Origin of the sequence: Kribbella qitaiheensis (assembly GCF_014217565.1) — a bacterium.
Taxonomy (GTDB): Bacteria; Actinomycetota; Actinomycetes; order Propionibacteriales; family Kribbellaceae; genus Kribbella; species Kribbella qitaiheensis_A.
The window spans coordinates 6573923-6589366 of the sequence record NZ_CP043661.1; the positions used below are offsets into that span (position 1 = coordinate 6573923).

Below are 15444 nucleotides of genomic sequence, written 5' to 3' on the forward strand. Positions count from 1 at the left end.
GGTCAGTTGTGGGCGGTGGCCGGCTCGAAGGTGGGGCAGGCGAGGAAGCCGCCGTGCGCCCGCTGGGTCTTCGATGAGGTGCACAGCGTGTTGGCTGCCGCGGCGGAGCTGACCGGACCGAGGTAGACGATCCAGGTGTCGCGGATGGGCTCGAAGCTGCTGTTCGCGAGTCCTGGGTACTGCCCGGCGGCGAGCAGGGCCTTGGCCGGGACGCCTGCCGCGATCATCTTGCCTGCCATCGACCTGGCCAATTGGTCGGCCTGCACTCCGGAGTCCGTCGTGAAGGAGTCCACCAGGGCGATCCACTGACCGCGGCGGAAGGCCGGCGACTGGGAGCCGGTGTTCGGCGTCGCGGCCGGTTTCCCCGCGGTGGTCTTGCCGGTGGTCGTCTTCCTGGCCGGAGGGTTGCGATCGGCCTTACCGGAAGCTGTCGACGGCGCCGTATTCGCCTTCGGCTGCGAGGCCGGCGTACTGGGCTGTGCCAGCGACCCGGACCGGAGGTTGCCGTCGGTCGTCGACGAGCCGGAGTTGCCGTTGGTGAGGATGAACGCGAAGGTCGCCACCATCGCGGCACCCGCGACGACTGCGGCACCGACAGCACTGTGCGACCGCTTTGCTTTCTTCCGGACGGTCCTCGTAGCCCGGGCAGGCGGCTTTCGGTGATCCAGGTGTGTCACGACAAAGCCCCTCCCCGGTTCCGTCGGGCATTTCGATGTCGCCACCTTAATGCCGATCCGCGGAGAAATGAGCACTCCTCAGGTGTTCAGAATCTCCTTACCCACCAAGCGTCGCACCCCGGAACCAACCCACCACAATAGGTGCCCGAACAGTCGTTTGAATGTCACCCCCGGCGTCTGCCCTGCCACTGTCCGGCTGCGCAACCGAAGGTGCTGATTTCCCACCACTGAAAGCACCACGGTTATTAATTGACCAATTGTCCAAGAGATTCCATCGCGACCCCGACCAGCTAGTGACAATCGGTGTCCCGAGCGACAGGTAATAGCCTTCGAATCCGCCCCCGGCGCCGCTCGCCTGAGCGTGACACTCAGGCCACCGGCCCACCATTACCTGTCGCTCGGGACACACCGCCTCCTAGGTGCCGGAGGGGATACCTTCGGGGTGGGGGGTGGGGCGGGTGTCGAGGGCGTCTTCCAGCCAGGACTCGACGTCGACCTCGGCGTTGAGGATGTGGTTGACGTACGAGGCGCGCTCGTGGCTGAGGACCTCCAGCTCCCAGACACAGGGGGCGGCGCCGATCGGGGCGGGGCGGAAGTCGTCGACGTCGAGGCCGCTGAAGATGCTCAGCCGGGACTGGAAGTCCTTGGCCCAGGTCTGGACCACCAGGTAGACGCCGTCGTCGCCGAGGTGCAGGACGACCACGCCGAGGCCGATGCCACCCATCGCGTCGTCGAAGTCGAGCTGCCGGGAGGCCGCCGTACGGGCGATCCCCACCATCTGGTCGTCCCAGGAGCGCCCGCGGGCGGTGACGATGTACGGCTTCACCAGCCGGTTCGGATAGCGCCAGGGAAGCAACGGCGTGATCGGCCGAGGCCGGTAGGCCTCGGCCAATCCAGTCAGAGCAACAGCAGCAGCACCAGCAAGGGCAGGATCAGGGGAAGCCACCCGCATAGTGTCCCGGATGGGAGCTCAGCACACTATCTCCGGAGCCCAGCCGGGCCACTACCCAACAGCGTCGCGCTGTTGTGCGTCCAGTGCGCGGAGCAGGTCGGCGCGGGCTTCGCCGACGTAGCGCAGGGTCGGGGCGTCGACCGACTCCGCTTCGGTGTCTAGCCAGTCGGTGAGTGCCTGCAGGGTGGAGTCCTCGGGCAGGTTGCGCGGCGACAGGTAGACCAGCACGTTCTCGCCCATGGACGAACCCAGCCGGGTGTAGACGTCCTTGGCGGCGGTCAGGTACTTGTCGATGTACGGCCGCAGCAGCTCCTCCTGGCCCGGCTGCTGGAAGCCCAGGATGGTCCGGAACTGCGTCTCGTTCGGGGTGTCGCCGGACTCCACCGCGATCCGCCAGGCCTCCGCCTTGGCCTCCGCGCTCGGCCGGGCGGCGCGTGCCTGTGCGGCCCGCTCCTGCCCGGTGATGGTGGTGTCGCGAGTCAGCTCGTCGTCGATACCGTCCGCGTCGATCCGGCCCAGCCTGGCCAGCGCGACGATCAGCGTCCAGCGCAGATCGGTGTCGACCACCAGTCCGGCCGGCAGCTCCCGGCCGTCCAGCCAGGCGGCCAGCCGGTCAGCGCCGCTGGCGGAGAAGACACCGGCGATGAAGGCCCGCGCGAACGCGAGCTGGTGGTCGCTTCCCGACTCGGCACCGGCAACCAGTTCCGCCAGCGCCTGCTCGTACTGCGCTCGCAGGTCGGCCCGGTTCGCGGGTGCCGAGTAGCTGTTGATCGCGGACGACGCCTGGCCCAGCAGCGAACGGACCCCGGTCAGATCGGTCTCGGCGCGAATCCCGCGCAGCACCATCCCGACGTACTGGCTGGCCGGCATCTCCGCGTCGCGGGTCATGTCCCAGGCCGCACCCCAGGCGAGCGCCCGGGCCAGTGAGTCGGACAGCTGGTCGATCGAGTCGACCAGCGTCGCGCGCGACCGCTCGTCGAGCCGGATCTTGGCGTAGGTGAGGTCGTCGTCGTTCAGCAGCACCAGATCGGGCTGGCTCGCGCCGACCAGCTCGGCGAGCTCGGTCCGCGGGCCGTCGATGTCCACCTCGAACCGCTCGGTCCGGACCAGGCCGGCGTCGGTCTTGCGGTACAGGCCGACGGCGAGCCGGTGCGGCCGCAGTACGGGGAACGCCGCCGCGGCGGTCTGCTCGATCGCGAACGTCTTGAAGGCGCCTGCCTCGTCGACGGTGAAGTCGGCGCGCAGCGTGTTCACCCCGGCGGTCCGCAGCCAGCGCTCGGTCCAGTCGTCCAGGTCCCGCCCGGACGCCTTCTCCAGCGGCTTCAGCAGGTCGGCCAGCTCGGTGTTGCCGAACGCGTGGTCGGCGAAGTACTCCTTCAGCGCGGCGATGAACGTGTCCTCACCGACGAACGCGACCAGCTGCCGCAGCGCGGAAGCGCCCTTGGCGTAGGTGATCCCGTCGAAGTTCACCTCGACCGCGTGGAAGTCGACCATGTCCGCGGCGATCGGGTGCGTCGAGGGCAGCTGGTCCTGCCGGTAGGCCCAGTTCTTGCGGGCGTTGCAGAAGGTCGTCCAGGCGTTGGTGTACTTCGTCGTCGCGGTCGCCTGGGCCCAGTGGCTGGCCCATTCGGCGAACGACTCGTTCAGCCACAGGTCGTCCCACCAGGTCATCGTGACCAGGTCGCCGAACCACATGTGCGCGAGCTCGTGCAGCACCGTGTTCGCGCGGCTTTCCAGCTCGGCGTGGGTGGTGCGGCTGCGGTAGATGTACTCGTCGCGGATCGTCACGCAGCCGGCGTTCTCCATCGCGCCCATGTTGTACTCCGGCACGAACGCCTGGTCGTACTTGTGGAACGGGTACGGCGTACCGAAGGCGCGCTCGAACAACTCGAAGCCCTGCTTGGTGACCTCGAACAGGTCCTCGACGTCCAGCGAGTCGGCCAGCGACGGGCGGCACAGCAGCGACATCGGGTAGGTGCCGTTCGGGCCTTCGTAGGCGTCGGTGACGACGTGGTACGGGCCGGCCACGACGGCGGTGATGTAGGTCGAGATCGGCTCGGTCGGGGCGAAGCTCCAGGTCGCCAGCTCCTCGCCGTTCTCACCCTTGTACGGCGTGGGCTCGGGGGTCGGCGAGTTCGAGATGACGACCCAGCGGGCCGGGGCGGAGATGGTGAAGGTGAACGGCGCCTTCAGGTCCGGCTGCTCGAAGGTGGCGAACACCCGACGCGCGTCGGGGACCTCGAACTGGGTGTAGAGGTAGGTCTCCTTGTCGGCCGGGTCGACCGAGCGGTGCAGCCCTTCACCGGTGCGCGAGTAGGTGCAGTCGGCGACCACCCGCAGCTCGTTGCTCTCGGCCAGGCCGTCCAGCTGGATCCGGGCGCCGTCGTACACGCTGTCCGGGTCGAGGGTCCGGCCGTTCAGGATCACCTCGCGCACCGACGTCGCGATCAGATCCGCGAAGGTGCTCGCGCCGGCTTCGGCGGCGAAGGTGAGTACTGTCGTCGACGCGAACGTCGGGGTTCCGGCGGCGGCCGTGGTGAGGTCAAGCTCGATGGTGTAGCTGACATCACTGATCAGGCCGGCGCGGGTACGCGCTTCATCGCGCGTCAGGTTGGTTCCAGGCATGTCGGCATCCTATGCACCTGGAGTGCAGCTTCGCCGAGGGTTTCCCCGCGACTTGCAATAACGATGTGTGAGCCCGAAAAAAGGTTGCTTCCATCGTTTGCCCTGGCGTCACCCCGAGCTGTCCGTCGGTGACGGCGCCACGCCGCCCGGTGACCGTGTTGGTTGCATTTTGTACGATCGAATCATGACCGCCACCGCAGATTTCTGGTTCGACCCGGCCTGCCCCTGGGCCTGGATGACGTCCCGCTGGATGCTCGAGGTCGAGCAGGTCCGGGACGTGAAGACGACCTGGCACGTGATGAGCCTGGCCATCCTGAACGAGGACCGCGACGAGCACGACGAGAACTGGCAGCGCAAGCTGGGGATCGTCCGGGTGCTGATCGCGGCCGAGCAGGCGCACGGCAACGAGGTGCTGCTGCCGCTCTACACCGCGCTGGGCAATCGGATCCACGTCGAGCGCCGCGGCACGAAGTACGCCGACCTGCTGCCGGAGGCGCTGGCCGAGGCCGGCCTGCCCGCCGCGCTGATCGAGGCCAAGGACACCGACCGCTACGACGACGCGCTGCGCAAGTCGCACCTGGCCGGGATGGAACTGGTCGGCATGGAGGTCGGTACCCCGGTCATCGCGGTCGAGGGCTCCGCGTTCTTCGGCCCGGTCGTGACGCCGGCCCCGAAGGGCGAGGCGGCCGGCAAGCTCTGGGACGGCGTCCGGCTGGTGGCCGGCACCGAGGGCTTCTTCGAACTCAAGCGCACCCGCGATCGCGATCCTGTCTTCGACTGATCGCGCTCGGTCACCACAGTTCGGCCACCCGTACAGGGCTTGAACGATCAACTGGATGGCGCGAAGGTTGCTCACCAACAAATTTCCCCTCTGGTGAGCAGGTTTCACAGTGAAGCTTCTTCGCGCCGTCAGTGATGTCGTGGTGGTCCCAGCAGGAGTCACTGCGGGTATCGCCGTGTTCGACCGGGAGACCGGGCAGTTCACGGAGCAGCTGAATCCCGATCTGCGGTTCCGGTCCGCGTCCGTGGTGAAGCTGCTGATCGTGCTGGACTACCTGTGGGACCGCGGCCCGGAGTACGTGGTCACTGCCGCCGACAAGGCGCAGCTCGACGTGATGCTGCGCAGCAGTGACGACGATGCCGCGAGCCACTACTGGGACCAGCTGGGTGGCGGGCAGATCGTCGACCGGATGGTGCAGCGGCTCGGTCTCACCCACACTGCACCTCCACCGGCGACCCACCCGGGCTTCTGGGGGTACGTCGCGCTGACAGCAGCCGACACCGTGCGGATCTACCGCTACCTGCTGGACCAGGCGCCCGCGCCGGTCCGCGACTACGTACTGGGCAACCTGCACCACGCCACTCGCTACGGCACCGACGGCTTCGACCAGTACTTCGGGATCGCGTCGGTGTTCGACCCGCATTTCGCCATCAAGCAGGGCTGGTCGGGGTTCGTGGGATCGAGCGGCTTCGGATCCGATCGCGCCAAGCCCAAGGTGAACGTGGTGGACCTCATCAGCGAGGCGCTGCACACCACCGGCACGGTTGGGACGGGGGACCGGACGATCATCGCGGTCTACACGCTGCACCCCGACGGAACGGCGTACGGCAAGGCCTACAGCGACATCACGCGGTTGACCCGCACGTTGAACGTGCCAGGCGGCGTACCTGCCGCTGGTAGCTGGCTGATGACCAGCGGTTCCGGCGTACGGGTTCGGGCCGAGCCGACCACGTCCGGCGACATCCTGGGTAGCCTGCCGTCAGGTGTGGAAGTGTTGGTGACCTGTCAGAAGAAGGGGCAGCTCATCGACGCTCCGCCGCGATCCAGCGAGTGGTGGGCCTACCTACCGAAGTACGACGGCTATGTCACCAACGTGTACGTCGGTTCGGGCGCCCCGAAGCTCCCCGGAGTCCCGGACTGTCAGTGATAGCGGTCTGGGGTGGGACTCAGCCGGCGCTTGCGGCGCCCAGGCACGCACCTGAACACCGCAATCACTCGGCTGAGTCCCACCCCAGACCGCTATGTCAGACTTCACGCCATGCGAGTGCACATCGGCTCTGATCATGCCGGCTTCGAACTGAAGAACCACCTTGTCGAGCACCTGACCGGTGCCGGCCACGACGTCGTCGACCACGGCCCGGCCGTGTTCGACGCGGTCGACGACTACCCGCCGTACTGCCTGCGTACGGCGGAGGCCGTCGTCGCGGACGCGGGCAGTCTCGGCATCGTGATCGGCGGCTCCGGCAACGGCGAGCAGATCGCCGCGAACAAGGTGAAGGGGGTCCGGGCCGCGCTGGCCTGGAGCACCGAGACCGCGAAACTCGGCCGCGAGCACAACAACGCCAACGTGATCAGCGTCGGCGCCCGGATGCACAGCGAGGCGGACGCGACCTCGTTCGTCGACCTGTTCCTGACCACCGGCTACTCCGGCGAAGAGCGGCACACCCGCCGGATCGAGATGCTCGACGGCTACGAGGAGACCGGCGAACTGCCGCCCTTGCCGTCGTCCTGAGGTGGCTGAGCCGGTCGCTCCGCCGACGGCTCTGAAGGGCGCGGCCGGGAGACATCCCGGGCGCGCATCGAGCGGCCGGTACCGACCACCGCCGGAGTGGGCGCACCGCCCCGGCCTTTGCCTGCTGTCACACCCATAAGAGGAATCATGCCCGAAGGTCACACCCTGCACCGGCTGGCGAATGACGTCTGGGACGCCTTCGGCGGCCGGATCGTCCAGGCCTCGAGCCCGCAGGGCCGGTTCGTCGACGGCGCCGCGCTGCTGAACGGGCATGTCCTGCGGCAGACCGAGGCACACGGCAAGCACTTCCTGGCCGAGTTCGAAGGGGCCGGCTGGCTGCACATCCACCTCGGCCTGATCGGCAAGGTCGGCTTCGGTCCGGCGCCGGTACCGGACCCGGTCGGCCAGGTGCGGCTCCGGCTGCAGAACGCGACGTCGTACGCCGATCTGCGCGGCGCGACCGTCTGCGAAGTCTTGACCGATGGTGAACGCGACAAACTGATCTCCCGGCTCGGCCCGGACCCGTTGCGCGACGATGCCGACCCGGAGTTGGCCTGGAAGCGGATCCATCGCAGCAAGCTGCCGATCGGCCGGTTGCTGATGGACCAGGAGGTGCTCAGCGGGGTCGGCAACGTGTACCGCGCCGAGGTGCTGTTCCGGGCCAAGCTGAACCCGATGACGACTGGCAACGTCGTCAAGAAACGTGAGTGGCAGGGCATGTGGGACGACCTGCTGGAGCTGATGAAGTACGGCGTCGAGACCGGCCGGATCGACACCGTCGCCGCCGACCATACGCCCGAGGCGATGGGCCGCGACCCGCGCCGGGACGACCACGGTGGTGAGGTCTACGTCTACCGGCGCCAGGGGCAACGGTGTCACGTCTGCGACTCGGTGATCCGGACCGAGATCCTGGAGGGCCGCAACCTGTTCTGGTGCCCGAAGTGTCAGCGCACCGGGCTGACCCGAAAGAAACTGTGACAACTTGATGCGCGGACCGTGCGGTGCCGTTACATTCATCTCACCATGAGTAGCGGCGGGGATTTCGCTGGCTTGCGACGGGCCCGCCGGCTGGCGCGCTCGATGGTCAGGCGCGCACGGAAATCGCACCTGCTGACCTTCGTGGGTCTGCTGGCACTGACGGTCACCCTCGGCTCTGCCGCGCTGGCGATGTCCACCTTCATACCCACTTCCGTCCTGATCATTCCGCTGTTGCTCGGCGGGTTGCTGCTCAGATTCCGGCCGCTGGTGGCGCTGACCCTGGTGACGCTGGCGATCGGTTCGTACGTCGTGTCCGACCGCGCGCAGGGCATGCCGAAGATCGGGTTCGTCCTGACGCTCGGCCTGGCGGCCTGGATCGTGCTGACCGGCGCCAGGGTGCGCAGCCGGCTCGGCGTCCAGGGGACTCGTGGTGAGTCGATGCTGATGGAGTTGCGGGACACGCTGACGGCGCAGGGCGAGCTGCCTCGGTTGCCGCCGGGATGGCGCGCCGAGGTGGCGATCAGGTCGGCCGGGGGAGCGTCGTTCTCCGGCGACTTCGTGGTCTCGACGATCCGCGACGGCGAGTTGCTCGAGGTGGCGCTGGTCGACGTGTCAGGCAAGGGAATCGACGCCGGGACGCGGGCGCTGCTGTTGTCCGGGGCATTTGGCGGGCTGCTCGGGGTGGTGCCGGTCGAGGAGTTCCTGCCGTCGGCGAACCAGTACCTGCGTCGGCAGGACTGGGACGACGACTTCGCGACAGTGGTGCAGGTCGCGGTGAATCTCAGGACCGGCGACTTCGAGGTACGGACCGCCGGGCATCCGCCGGCGATCTTGTTCGACTCGTGGTCCGGGCGGTGGCAGAGCAGGGATTCCGAGGGGCCGCTGCTGGGGCTGGTCGAGATCCCTGAGTTCAAGGTGAACAAGGGGCAGCTCAAGCAAGGGGATGCACTCTTTCTGTACAGCGACGGAATGGTGGAGACCCCGCATCGCGAGATCGGTCAGGGCACGGATCGCCTGGCAGGGCATGCCGAACGCCTGATCGCGCAAGGCTTCAAAGGCGCCGCGAAGGAGCTGGTCGTAGAGATCGGCGGCCGCGGCGACGACTCGGCCATCGTCGTCATCCACCGCCAGATGAACCCCGCCGACCTGGTCGTCCCCACCTGCCCCACCACCACCCGCACCACCTCCCGCCCGACCACCCTCCGCCGCCGAGGCAACACCCTCCTGAAAACCTTCCGCCCAGCCTGACCGCAGTCCACAGCCCCGCCTTGCCTGTAGCGTGCTCGGTCGTGGCGATTGATGGGGTGGACGAGTCGGATCTGAGTGCGCCGGACGTGTCGTTCGACGAGTTGCTGGCGATGACGCCGGAGTCGATGCGCGAGGTGTTCCCGCCGACCCACTGGCAGCTGGGCAAGCTCTTGGCCCTGGATGTACGAGTGGAGCCGGTCGAGGTTGCCGACCTGGTCTGGATGCTCGACCTGCCGCTCTGGCAGCTCAACGGCGAGCGTTTCAAGGTGACGCCGAACCAGGTCGCCGCCACCCCGATGAACTTCCGCGCCCACTACGAGCGGGTGATGAACGCCGACCTCGACTTCCCGATCAACCTGGTCGCCTACCGCGGCCGCCTGGTCGTCCTCGACGGCATCCACCGCTTGCTCAAGGCCCACTTCCTCCGCCGCCGCTGGATCGAGGGCAAGATCGCCACCGCGGCCCAACTGGCTGAATGCGGCCCCGACCAGCTCTAGCCCGACCCCGCGGCCGCGATCACCCGGGTCAGGTTCTGGTGCAGAGGCCGCGCGACACGCGGGGGCTTCCCTGTGATGACATGTCAACCTATGGTGGTGATATGTCATCAGAAACGGAATATGCCCCTAGTCCGACGCCTTTCGTCCGGGACATGGTGGCGCAGATCGAGCAAGCGGGAACGACCGCGGTGATCTCGCACGGCAAGGGTGTCGTGCTGCTGACCACGCGAGGCGCCAAGACCGGCAAGATCCGCAAGGTGCCGTTGATGCGCGTCGAGCACGACGGCGTGTACGCCGTGGTGGCGTCGCTCGGCGGCGCGCCGAAGCACCCGGTCTGGTACTTCAACCTGAAGGCCGACCCCAAGGTTCAGTTGCTGGACGGTGAGGTCACCCGCGAGTTCGTCGCCCGGGAGCTCGAGGGCGCGGAGCGCGACGTCTGGTGGGAGCGATCCGTCGACGCGTGGCCCGACTACGCCAACTACCAGACCAAGACCGACCGGCTGATCCCGGTCTTCGTCCTGGAGCCCGCCGGCGACTGACCGGTGAGGGAGACGCTCCAGTGCCGTTGACATGTCACCGGTACTATCGGTGACATGTCAACCGAAAACGAGTACGCCCCCAGCCCGACCACCTGGGTTCGCAGTGCGGTCGAGAAGATCGAGGAGACCGGCAGCACCGAGTCGGCCGGCTTCGACGGCATGAGCGTCATCCTGATGACCATGCGCGGCGTCAAGTCCGGCAAGATCCGCAAGGTGCCGGTGATGCGCGTCGAGCACGACGGCGTGTACGCCGCGGTCGCGTCGCTCGGCGGCGCCCCGAAGAACCCCGTCTGGTACAACAACCTCAAGGCCGACCCGAAGGTCGAGGTGCTGGACGGCACCACCACCAAGCAGTTCGTCGCCCGCGAGATCGAGGGGGAGGAATACGACCTTTGGTGGAAGCGATCCGTCGCCGCCTTCCCGACCTACGCGGAGTACCAGAAGAAGACCACCCGCGTGATCCCGCAGTTCGTCCTAGAGCCCGTCCAGTAAGACACTGGCAGGCGGTGGCGGGAGGAGCACCCCGCTTGTGAGACGCTGGCGGCGGCCGGTTTTTGTCGACCTGGCACGACGCGTTGCGTCGACCGAGTTCTGGGAGCCCTCCTGACCACACACGACGCGGTGCGGGAACCGTTCGTCGGGTCGACGCGCTTGCGTCTGGCCGGACTTGCACTGCATGCCTACACAGCGAGCGGAACGGTGCTCGCGCTGCTCATCGTGATCGCGGCGATCGACGGCGACGCCGTCCGCGCGCTCTGGCTCGGCCTGGCCGCGCTCTGGATCGACGGCACCGACGGCATGATCGCGCGCCGGCTCAGGGTGAAGGAGACCATCCCCTGGTTCGACGGCGCGATGCTCGACAACATCGTCGACTACCTGACGTACGCGTTCGCGCCGATCGTTTTGCTGTGGACCGGCAACTACCTGCCGCACGGCTGGTACGGCGCGGTGCTCGCCGCGCTGCCGTTGCTTGCCTCGAGTTACCAGTTCTGCCGGGTCGACGCGAAGACCGACGACCACTTCTTCCTCGGCTTCCCCAGCTACTGGAACGTGGTCGCCTTCTACGTGGTGATCCTCGGCCTCGGCCACACGGCGACCGCGCTGATCCTGCTGATCTGCTCGATCCTGGTCTTCGTCCCGGTGAAGTACGTCTACCCGTCGCGGACCAAGGCGTTCCGGTCGATGAATCTGCTGACCACGCTGGTCTGGCTCGCCGCGTACGCCGTACTGCTGACCCAGATGCCGAACCCGAACTCGATCGTGATCGGCATCTCGCTCGCCTATCTCGTGTACTACGCGGGGCTCAGTCTGTATCGGACCTTCTGGGTGCCGCGCCGGACGAAGGCCGTCTGAGTGGTACCCGGACTAGGCGCGGCGCTCGGAGCCGCGGTGCTCTTCGGCATCGCGGCCATTCTGCAAGCGGTCGGCTCCCGCAAGGTGCCGACCGATTCGGAGCTAGACCCGCGACGGCTGGCGGGTTTCGTCGGTTCGCTGCTCAGGCAGCCCACGTTCCTCGGGGCGCTGGCGCTCAACCTGGCCGGCTTCGGCCTGCACTTCGTCGCGCTGCGACTGCTTCCGCTCTACCTGGCCCAGGCGGGGATCGCGGCGAGCCTGGTCGTCACCGCGCTGTTGGCCACCCGGTTGATGAGTGATCAGTTGAGCGCGATCGAGTGGTCGGCGGTGATCGGTGTCTGCGTCGGACTCGGCCTGCTCGCGGTGTCGGCCGGTGACGCGGGGGACAGCGCCCAGCACCACGGTCTGACGGTCGGGTTGATCATCGGGCTGGTCTGCATCGCAGTACTGGGTGGATTGCTGAGTCGTTCCAAGCACGGCATCGCGACCGCGGGGCTCGGCCTGCTGGCTGGTCTCGGGTACGCCGGTGTCGCGATCTCGGCGCGACTGTTGCAGGACGGCTCGATGAGCGACCTGCTCAGCGGCCCGACGACGTACACGCTCCCGGTCAGTGGTGCGCTCGCCTTCGTCCTGTACTCGCTCGCTCTTCAGCGCGGCTCGGTCACCCTGGCGACCACTCCGATGATCGCGTTGCAGACGATCACCCCGGCGGCTGTCGGTGTCTTCCTGCTCGACGACAAGGTCCGCTCGGGCTGGACGCTCGGCGCTGTCGGCGGCTTCGTCGTGACTGCCATCGGCGCGCTCATCCTGGTCCGCTTCGAAAGCGTCAAAGACCCCGAAGAGCAGGTCCCCGCGGAGAACGTGCACTAGCGACTCGGCCATTTCCAGGGTGGTTCGTCCAAGGGGCCCTGGCCTTCGATCGTGGTCTCGCCGAAGGACTTCACCAGCTCGGTGGTCCTCAGATCGAGACCGGTCTCGTCGGCGCCGGCCTGGAGCGCCGCGAGGAACGGTCTTGAGTGGGTGACGACGATCGCCTGGGCGTCCTTGGCCGCGGTGACGACGAGATTGGCCAACGCGGGCAGGAGATCCGGGTGCAGGCTGGTCTCGGGTTCGTTGAGGACCAGCAGGGCCGGCGGTCTCGGAGTGAGCAGCGCGGCGACCCAGAGCAGGTACCTGAGGGTGCCGTCGGGGAGCTCGGCACCGGACAACGGGCGGAGCAGACCGTGCTGGTGGAAGGCGATCTCGAACCGGCCGGCGTTGTTGCGGATCTCGACCTTGCTGCCGGGGAACGCCTGCTCGATCGCGTAGTCCAATCCACCCCGCGGGCCGATCTCGCGGATCGTCTGGAGCGCGGCGGCGACGTCGGCGCCCTCGGGACCGAGGATCGTCGTACGGGTCCCTATCTGTACCTGGCGCGCGGGCGCGTCGGCGTCGGTCCGGAGATGGTCGTAGAACCGCCACGACCGCATCCGCTCCCGCAGCGTCAGCAACTCCGGCGCCCGCTCCGGATCGGCGAACTCGCTCAACATGCTGTCGAACGACTGCAGCACATGCCCCCCGTCACGCCACTTGCCGTCGCCGTCGCGGATCCGCACGCCACCGCCACCACGCTCGACCAGCAGCGACGCCGGTCGCAGGAACGGGCCCGCCCAGAGTGCCTCCCGCTTGATCTCAGGATCGAGCCCGAACGCCGAGGGCCGGTTGAACTCACCGAGCGACGGTTGCGGCAGCCCGAAATCCATCGCGTACCCGTAGTCCTCGGACGCGTATCCCATCCGCAGACTGACCGGCCCCGACCGCACCGTCCCTTGCAGAGGCTGCTCACTCCGCCGAACGGCCTTCGAAATAGTCTCCGGCCCCGCCCACAAGGTCGACGGCAACCCACCTTCCCTGGCCAACGCCGCGATCGCTCCGTTGCGCGAGGCATCAGCCAGCAACCTGAGCGCCCTGTACAGACTCGACTTCCCAGTCCCGTTCGCCCCAGTCACCACGTTCAACCGCCCCAACGGCACCACCAGCCGCCGCAATGAGCGGTAGTTCTCGATGGCCAGCGTGGTGAGCATGTCTGCCAAAGTACCGACCGGCGCCGACAGAACTCAGCCGGCTGCTGCGGCCAGGTGGTCGAGAACCGTCCGCAGCAGAGGCGAGCCCTGTGCGCCCGCCGGGATCGCGGCGAACAAATGACGACGAGGTTCCTGCCGGGCGACCGGACGCAGTACGAGGTCCGCCGGGAGGTCGCGCTGGGCCAGCCGGGGGAGCAGGGTGACTCCGTGGCCGTGCGCAACGAGTTGAGCCACCGCGAGCCAGTCGTCGACCTGATGCCGTACGTCGGGGGTGAAGCCCGCAGCCGCGCAGGCGGTCGCGGTGATGGTGGCGCAGCAGCCGCCGGGGCTGCCCGTGATCCAGGCGTCGGTGGCCAGGTCGCGCAGCTCGATCGCCGGGTTGTTCGCATGGGGATGGGAGGCCGGTACGGCGACGTCCAGGATGTCGGGTCCGAGCTCGACGCGGTGATAGCGGGGATCGCCGATCGTGGGCGAACCCTCGAAGCTGACCGCGATCGCGAGGTCGACCCGGCCCGCGTCCAGTTGGTCGAACAGTGTGGGCGGCTCCGCCTGCCGGAGTGAGACAACGAGCTCCGGTGCTTCGATGGTCAAAGTGTCGAGGACCGTCGGCAGCAGCCCGGTCAACGCGGTGGAGAAGGCGCCGATGGTCACCGTGCCCCGGAGCGTTCGGTCCCACGTCTGCAGGTCGTGCCGGGCGTGTTCGAGCTGGGCGAAGACCACATCGGCATGGTTGAGCAGGGCCTCGCCACGAGGTGTCAGGGCGATCCGCCGGCCGGTCCGGTGCGTCACGGGGAAGCCGAGGTCGTGGGAGAGGCCGGCCAGTTGCTGCGACACCGCGGACGGGGTCAGGTGCAGTGCCTCGGCTGTCGCCGTGACCGTGCCACGCTCGCGGAATTCACGCAGCACACGGAGCCGCCGCAGGTCATCCATGAAGTCGTGGCTTAACTTATCCATGCACTAAATGTAAATGGACTGAATGATCGCATCAGCGGCAGGATGAGGACATGAGCACTGATCCGATCCGCCTCGGCATCGTCGGCCTGGGGGCGATGGGCCGCCGCGTCCTCGAAGTCGGCCTCGGGCATCCTGAATACGCCGTTACTCACGCCGCGGATCTGGACCCTTCGGTGGTCTCGCGGTTGCGGGCCGAACACCCGGGGGTGAGGTTCAGTACGACGCCTGCTGACGTGATCCACGCGGATGTCGACGCGGTGTACGTCGCGACGCCCCCCGCGACGCACGCGGGCCTCGTAGTAGCGGCTCTCGAAGGAGGGAAGGCGGTGTTCTGCGAGAAGCCGCTCGCGATCTCGGCGGCGGATGCGGAGGCGATGACGGTGGCGTCCGCCGGGCGGCCGACCGCGGTCAACTTCGCGCTGTCCGACCGGCTCGCCACCCGGTACGTCGAGCAGGCGCTGGCGGACGGCCGGGTCGGGGACGTCCTCGGCGTCGAGATCCGGTTGCACTTCCCGGTCTGGCCGCGACCGTTCCAGGCGGACGCGACGTGGGTGGCAGGCCGGGCGCAGGGCGGCTTCGTCCGCGAGGTGCTCTCACACTTCGCCTACTTGACCGACCGGCTGCTCGGGCCGCTCGAACCGGTCCACGTGCAACTGGGCTTCGGCGGCGCGGGCGAGAGTACGGCGTACGGGCTGCTGCGAGCGGGCGATGTCCCGGTCCAGCTGATCGGCTCGGCGGGGTCGCCGGGACCGACGACCTACGAATGGATCCTGCGCGGCACGAACCAGTCCTATCTACTCCGCGACTGGCGCGACCTCTTCGTGGCCGACAGCAACGAATGGGTTCCCGTCGAGCTGTCCGGAACGGAGGGCTCGGAGGACAACCGCCTGTCCCTCTTCGCCCACCTGATCCACGGAGCCCCGTCCCCCCACCTCGCCGACTTCGCCAGTGGGCGACGAGTCCAGCGCGTCGTCGAAGCCTTCCACGCCACAGAATGAGCGAGGCCCCTCTCCCCGGTTGGGGAAGAGGAGCCTCGTCTGTTGCC

Annotated in this window: 16 protein-coding genes; 11 read left to right on the top strand and 5 right to left on the bottom strand. The window is 67.9% G+C overall.

The window, feature by feature from the left end:
• Window positions 1-2 precede the first annotated feature (2 nt).
• The 3 genes from F1D05_RS31285 to pepN form a co-directional block, all read right to left on the bottom strand.
• Window positions 3-566 carry a hypothetical protein gene (locus tag F1D05_RS31285; protein WP_185443977.1) on the bottom strand — a complete coding sequence of 188 codons (564 nt, stop codon included), beginning with the start codon at window positions 564-566 and terminating at the stop codon, window positions 3-5.
• Between the two features lie 526 nt (window positions 567-1092).
• Window positions 1093-1623 carry a hypothetical protein gene (locus F1D05_RS31290; RefSeq protein WP_246486111.1) on the bottom strand — a complete coding sequence of 177 codons (531 nt, stop codon included), beginning with the start codon at window positions 1621-1623 and terminating at the stop codon, window positions 1093-1095.
• Window positions 1624-1680: 57 nt separating this feature from the next.
• Window positions 1681-4254 carry an aminopeptidase N gene (gene pepN, locus F1D05_RS31295; protein WP_185443979.1) on the bottom strand — a complete coding sequence of 858 codons (2574 nt, stop codon included), beginning with the start codon at window positions 4252-4254 and terminating at the stop codon, window positions 1681-1683.
• Between the two features lie 184 nt (window positions 4255-4438).
• On the opposite strand from pepN, the gene F1D05_RS31300 reads away from it, so the two are divergent.
• The 10 genes from F1D05_RS31300 to F1D05_RS31345 all read left to right on the top strand — a co-directional run bounded on the left by F1D05_RS31300 (window position 4439) and on the right by F1D05_RS31345 (window position 12252).
• Complete coding sequence (locus F1D05_RS31300) at window positions 4439-5035, top strand: DsbA family protein (RefSeq protein WP_185443980.1); 597 nt, start codon at window positions 4439-4441, stop codon at window positions 5033-5035.
• A gap of 109 nt (window positions 5036-5144) precedes the next feature.
• On the top strand, window positions 5145-6182 hold the full coding sequence (locus F1D05_RS31305; RefSeq protein ID WP_185443981.1) for a hypothetical protein: 1038 nt from the start codon (window positions 5145-5147) through the stop codon (window positions 6180-6182).
• 111 nt (window positions 6183-6293) lie between these two features.
• Window positions 6294-6767, top strand: coding sequence for a ribose-5-phosphate isomerase (locus tag F1D05_RS31310; RefSeq protein ID WP_185443982.1), 474 nt, complete (start codon window positions 6294-6296; stop codon window positions 6765-6767).
• Between the two features lie 147 nt (window positions 6768-6914).
• Entirely contained in the window at window positions 6915-7745 is an 831-nt protein-coding gene (locus F1D05_RS31315) for an Fpg/Nei family DNA glycosylase (RefSeq protein ID WP_185443983.1), read from the top strand.
• A gap of 102 nt (window positions 7746-7847) precedes the next feature.
• Window positions 7848-8993 (top strand): SpoIIE family protein phosphatase, encoded by a 1146-nt coding sequence (locus F1D05_RS31320; RefSeq protein WP_246486112.1) that lies wholly within the window; start codon window positions 7848-7850, stop codon window positions 8991-8993.
• Between the two features lie 41 nt (window positions 8994-9034).
• Window positions 9035-9490 (top strand): hypothetical protein, encoded by a 456-nt coding sequence (locus F1D05_RS31325; protein WP_246486113.1) that lies wholly within the window; start codon window positions 9035-9037, stop codon window positions 9488-9490.
• A 101-nt stretch (window positions 9491-9591) separates the two neighbouring features.
• Window positions 9592-10029: a nitroreductase family deazaflavin-dependent oxidoreductase gene (locus tag F1D05_RS31330; protein WP_185443985.1), complete on the top strand. Its 438-nt coding sequence runs from the start codon at window positions 9592-9594 to the stop codon at window positions 10027-10029.
• A 54-nt stretch (window positions 10030-10083) separates the two neighbouring features.
• Window positions 10084-10521 (top strand): nitroreductase family deazaflavin-dependent oxidoreductase, encoded by a 438-nt coding sequence (locus tag F1D05_RS31335; RefSeq protein ID WP_185443986.1) that lies wholly within the window; start codon window positions 10084-10086, stop codon window positions 10519-10521.
• Between the two features lie 129 nt (window positions 10522-10650).
• Window positions 10651-11382 carry a CDP-alcohol phosphatidyltransferase family protein gene (locus F1D05_RS31340; RefSeq protein WP_185443987.1) on the top strand — a complete coding sequence of 244 codons (732 nt, stop codon included), beginning with the start codon at window positions 10651-10653 and terminating at the stop codon, window positions 11380-11382.
• Window positions 11383-12252 (top strand): hypothetical protein, encoded by an 870-nt coding sequence (locus F1D05_RS31345; RefSeq protein ID WP_185443988.1) that lies wholly within the window; start codon window positions 11383-11385, stop codon window positions 12250-12252.
• Here F1D05_RS31345 and F1D05_RS31350 read toward each other — a convergent pair.
• Both F1D05_RS31350 and F1D05_RS31355 read right to left on the bottom strand, forming a co-directional pair.
• Window positions 12249-13445 carry an AAA family ATPase gene (locus F1D05_RS31350; RefSeq protein WP_185443989.1) on the bottom strand — a complete coding sequence of 399 codons (1197 nt, stop codon included), beginning with the start codon at window positions 13443-13445 and terminating at the stop codon, window positions 12249-12251. The two genes, F1D05_RS31345 and F1D05_RS31350, sit on opposite strands and share 4 nt — an antisense overlap.
• 33 nt (window positions 13446-13478) lie before the next feature.
• Complete coding sequence (locus tag F1D05_RS31355; RefSeq protein ID WP_246486114.1) at window positions 13479-14399, bottom strand: LysR family transcriptional regulator; 921 nt, start codon at window positions 14397-14399, stop codon at window positions 13479-13481.
• 50 nt (window positions 14400-14449) lie between these two features.
• On the opposite strand from F1D05_RS31355, the gene F1D05_RS31360 reads away from it, so the two are divergent.
• Window positions 14450-15397 (top strand): Gfo/Idh/MocA family protein, encoded by a 948-nt coding sequence (locus F1D05_RS31360; RefSeq protein WP_185443990.1) that lies wholly within the window; start codon window positions 14450-14452, stop codon window positions 15395-15397.
• The last annotated feature ends 47 nt before the right edge of the window (window positions 15398-15444 follow it).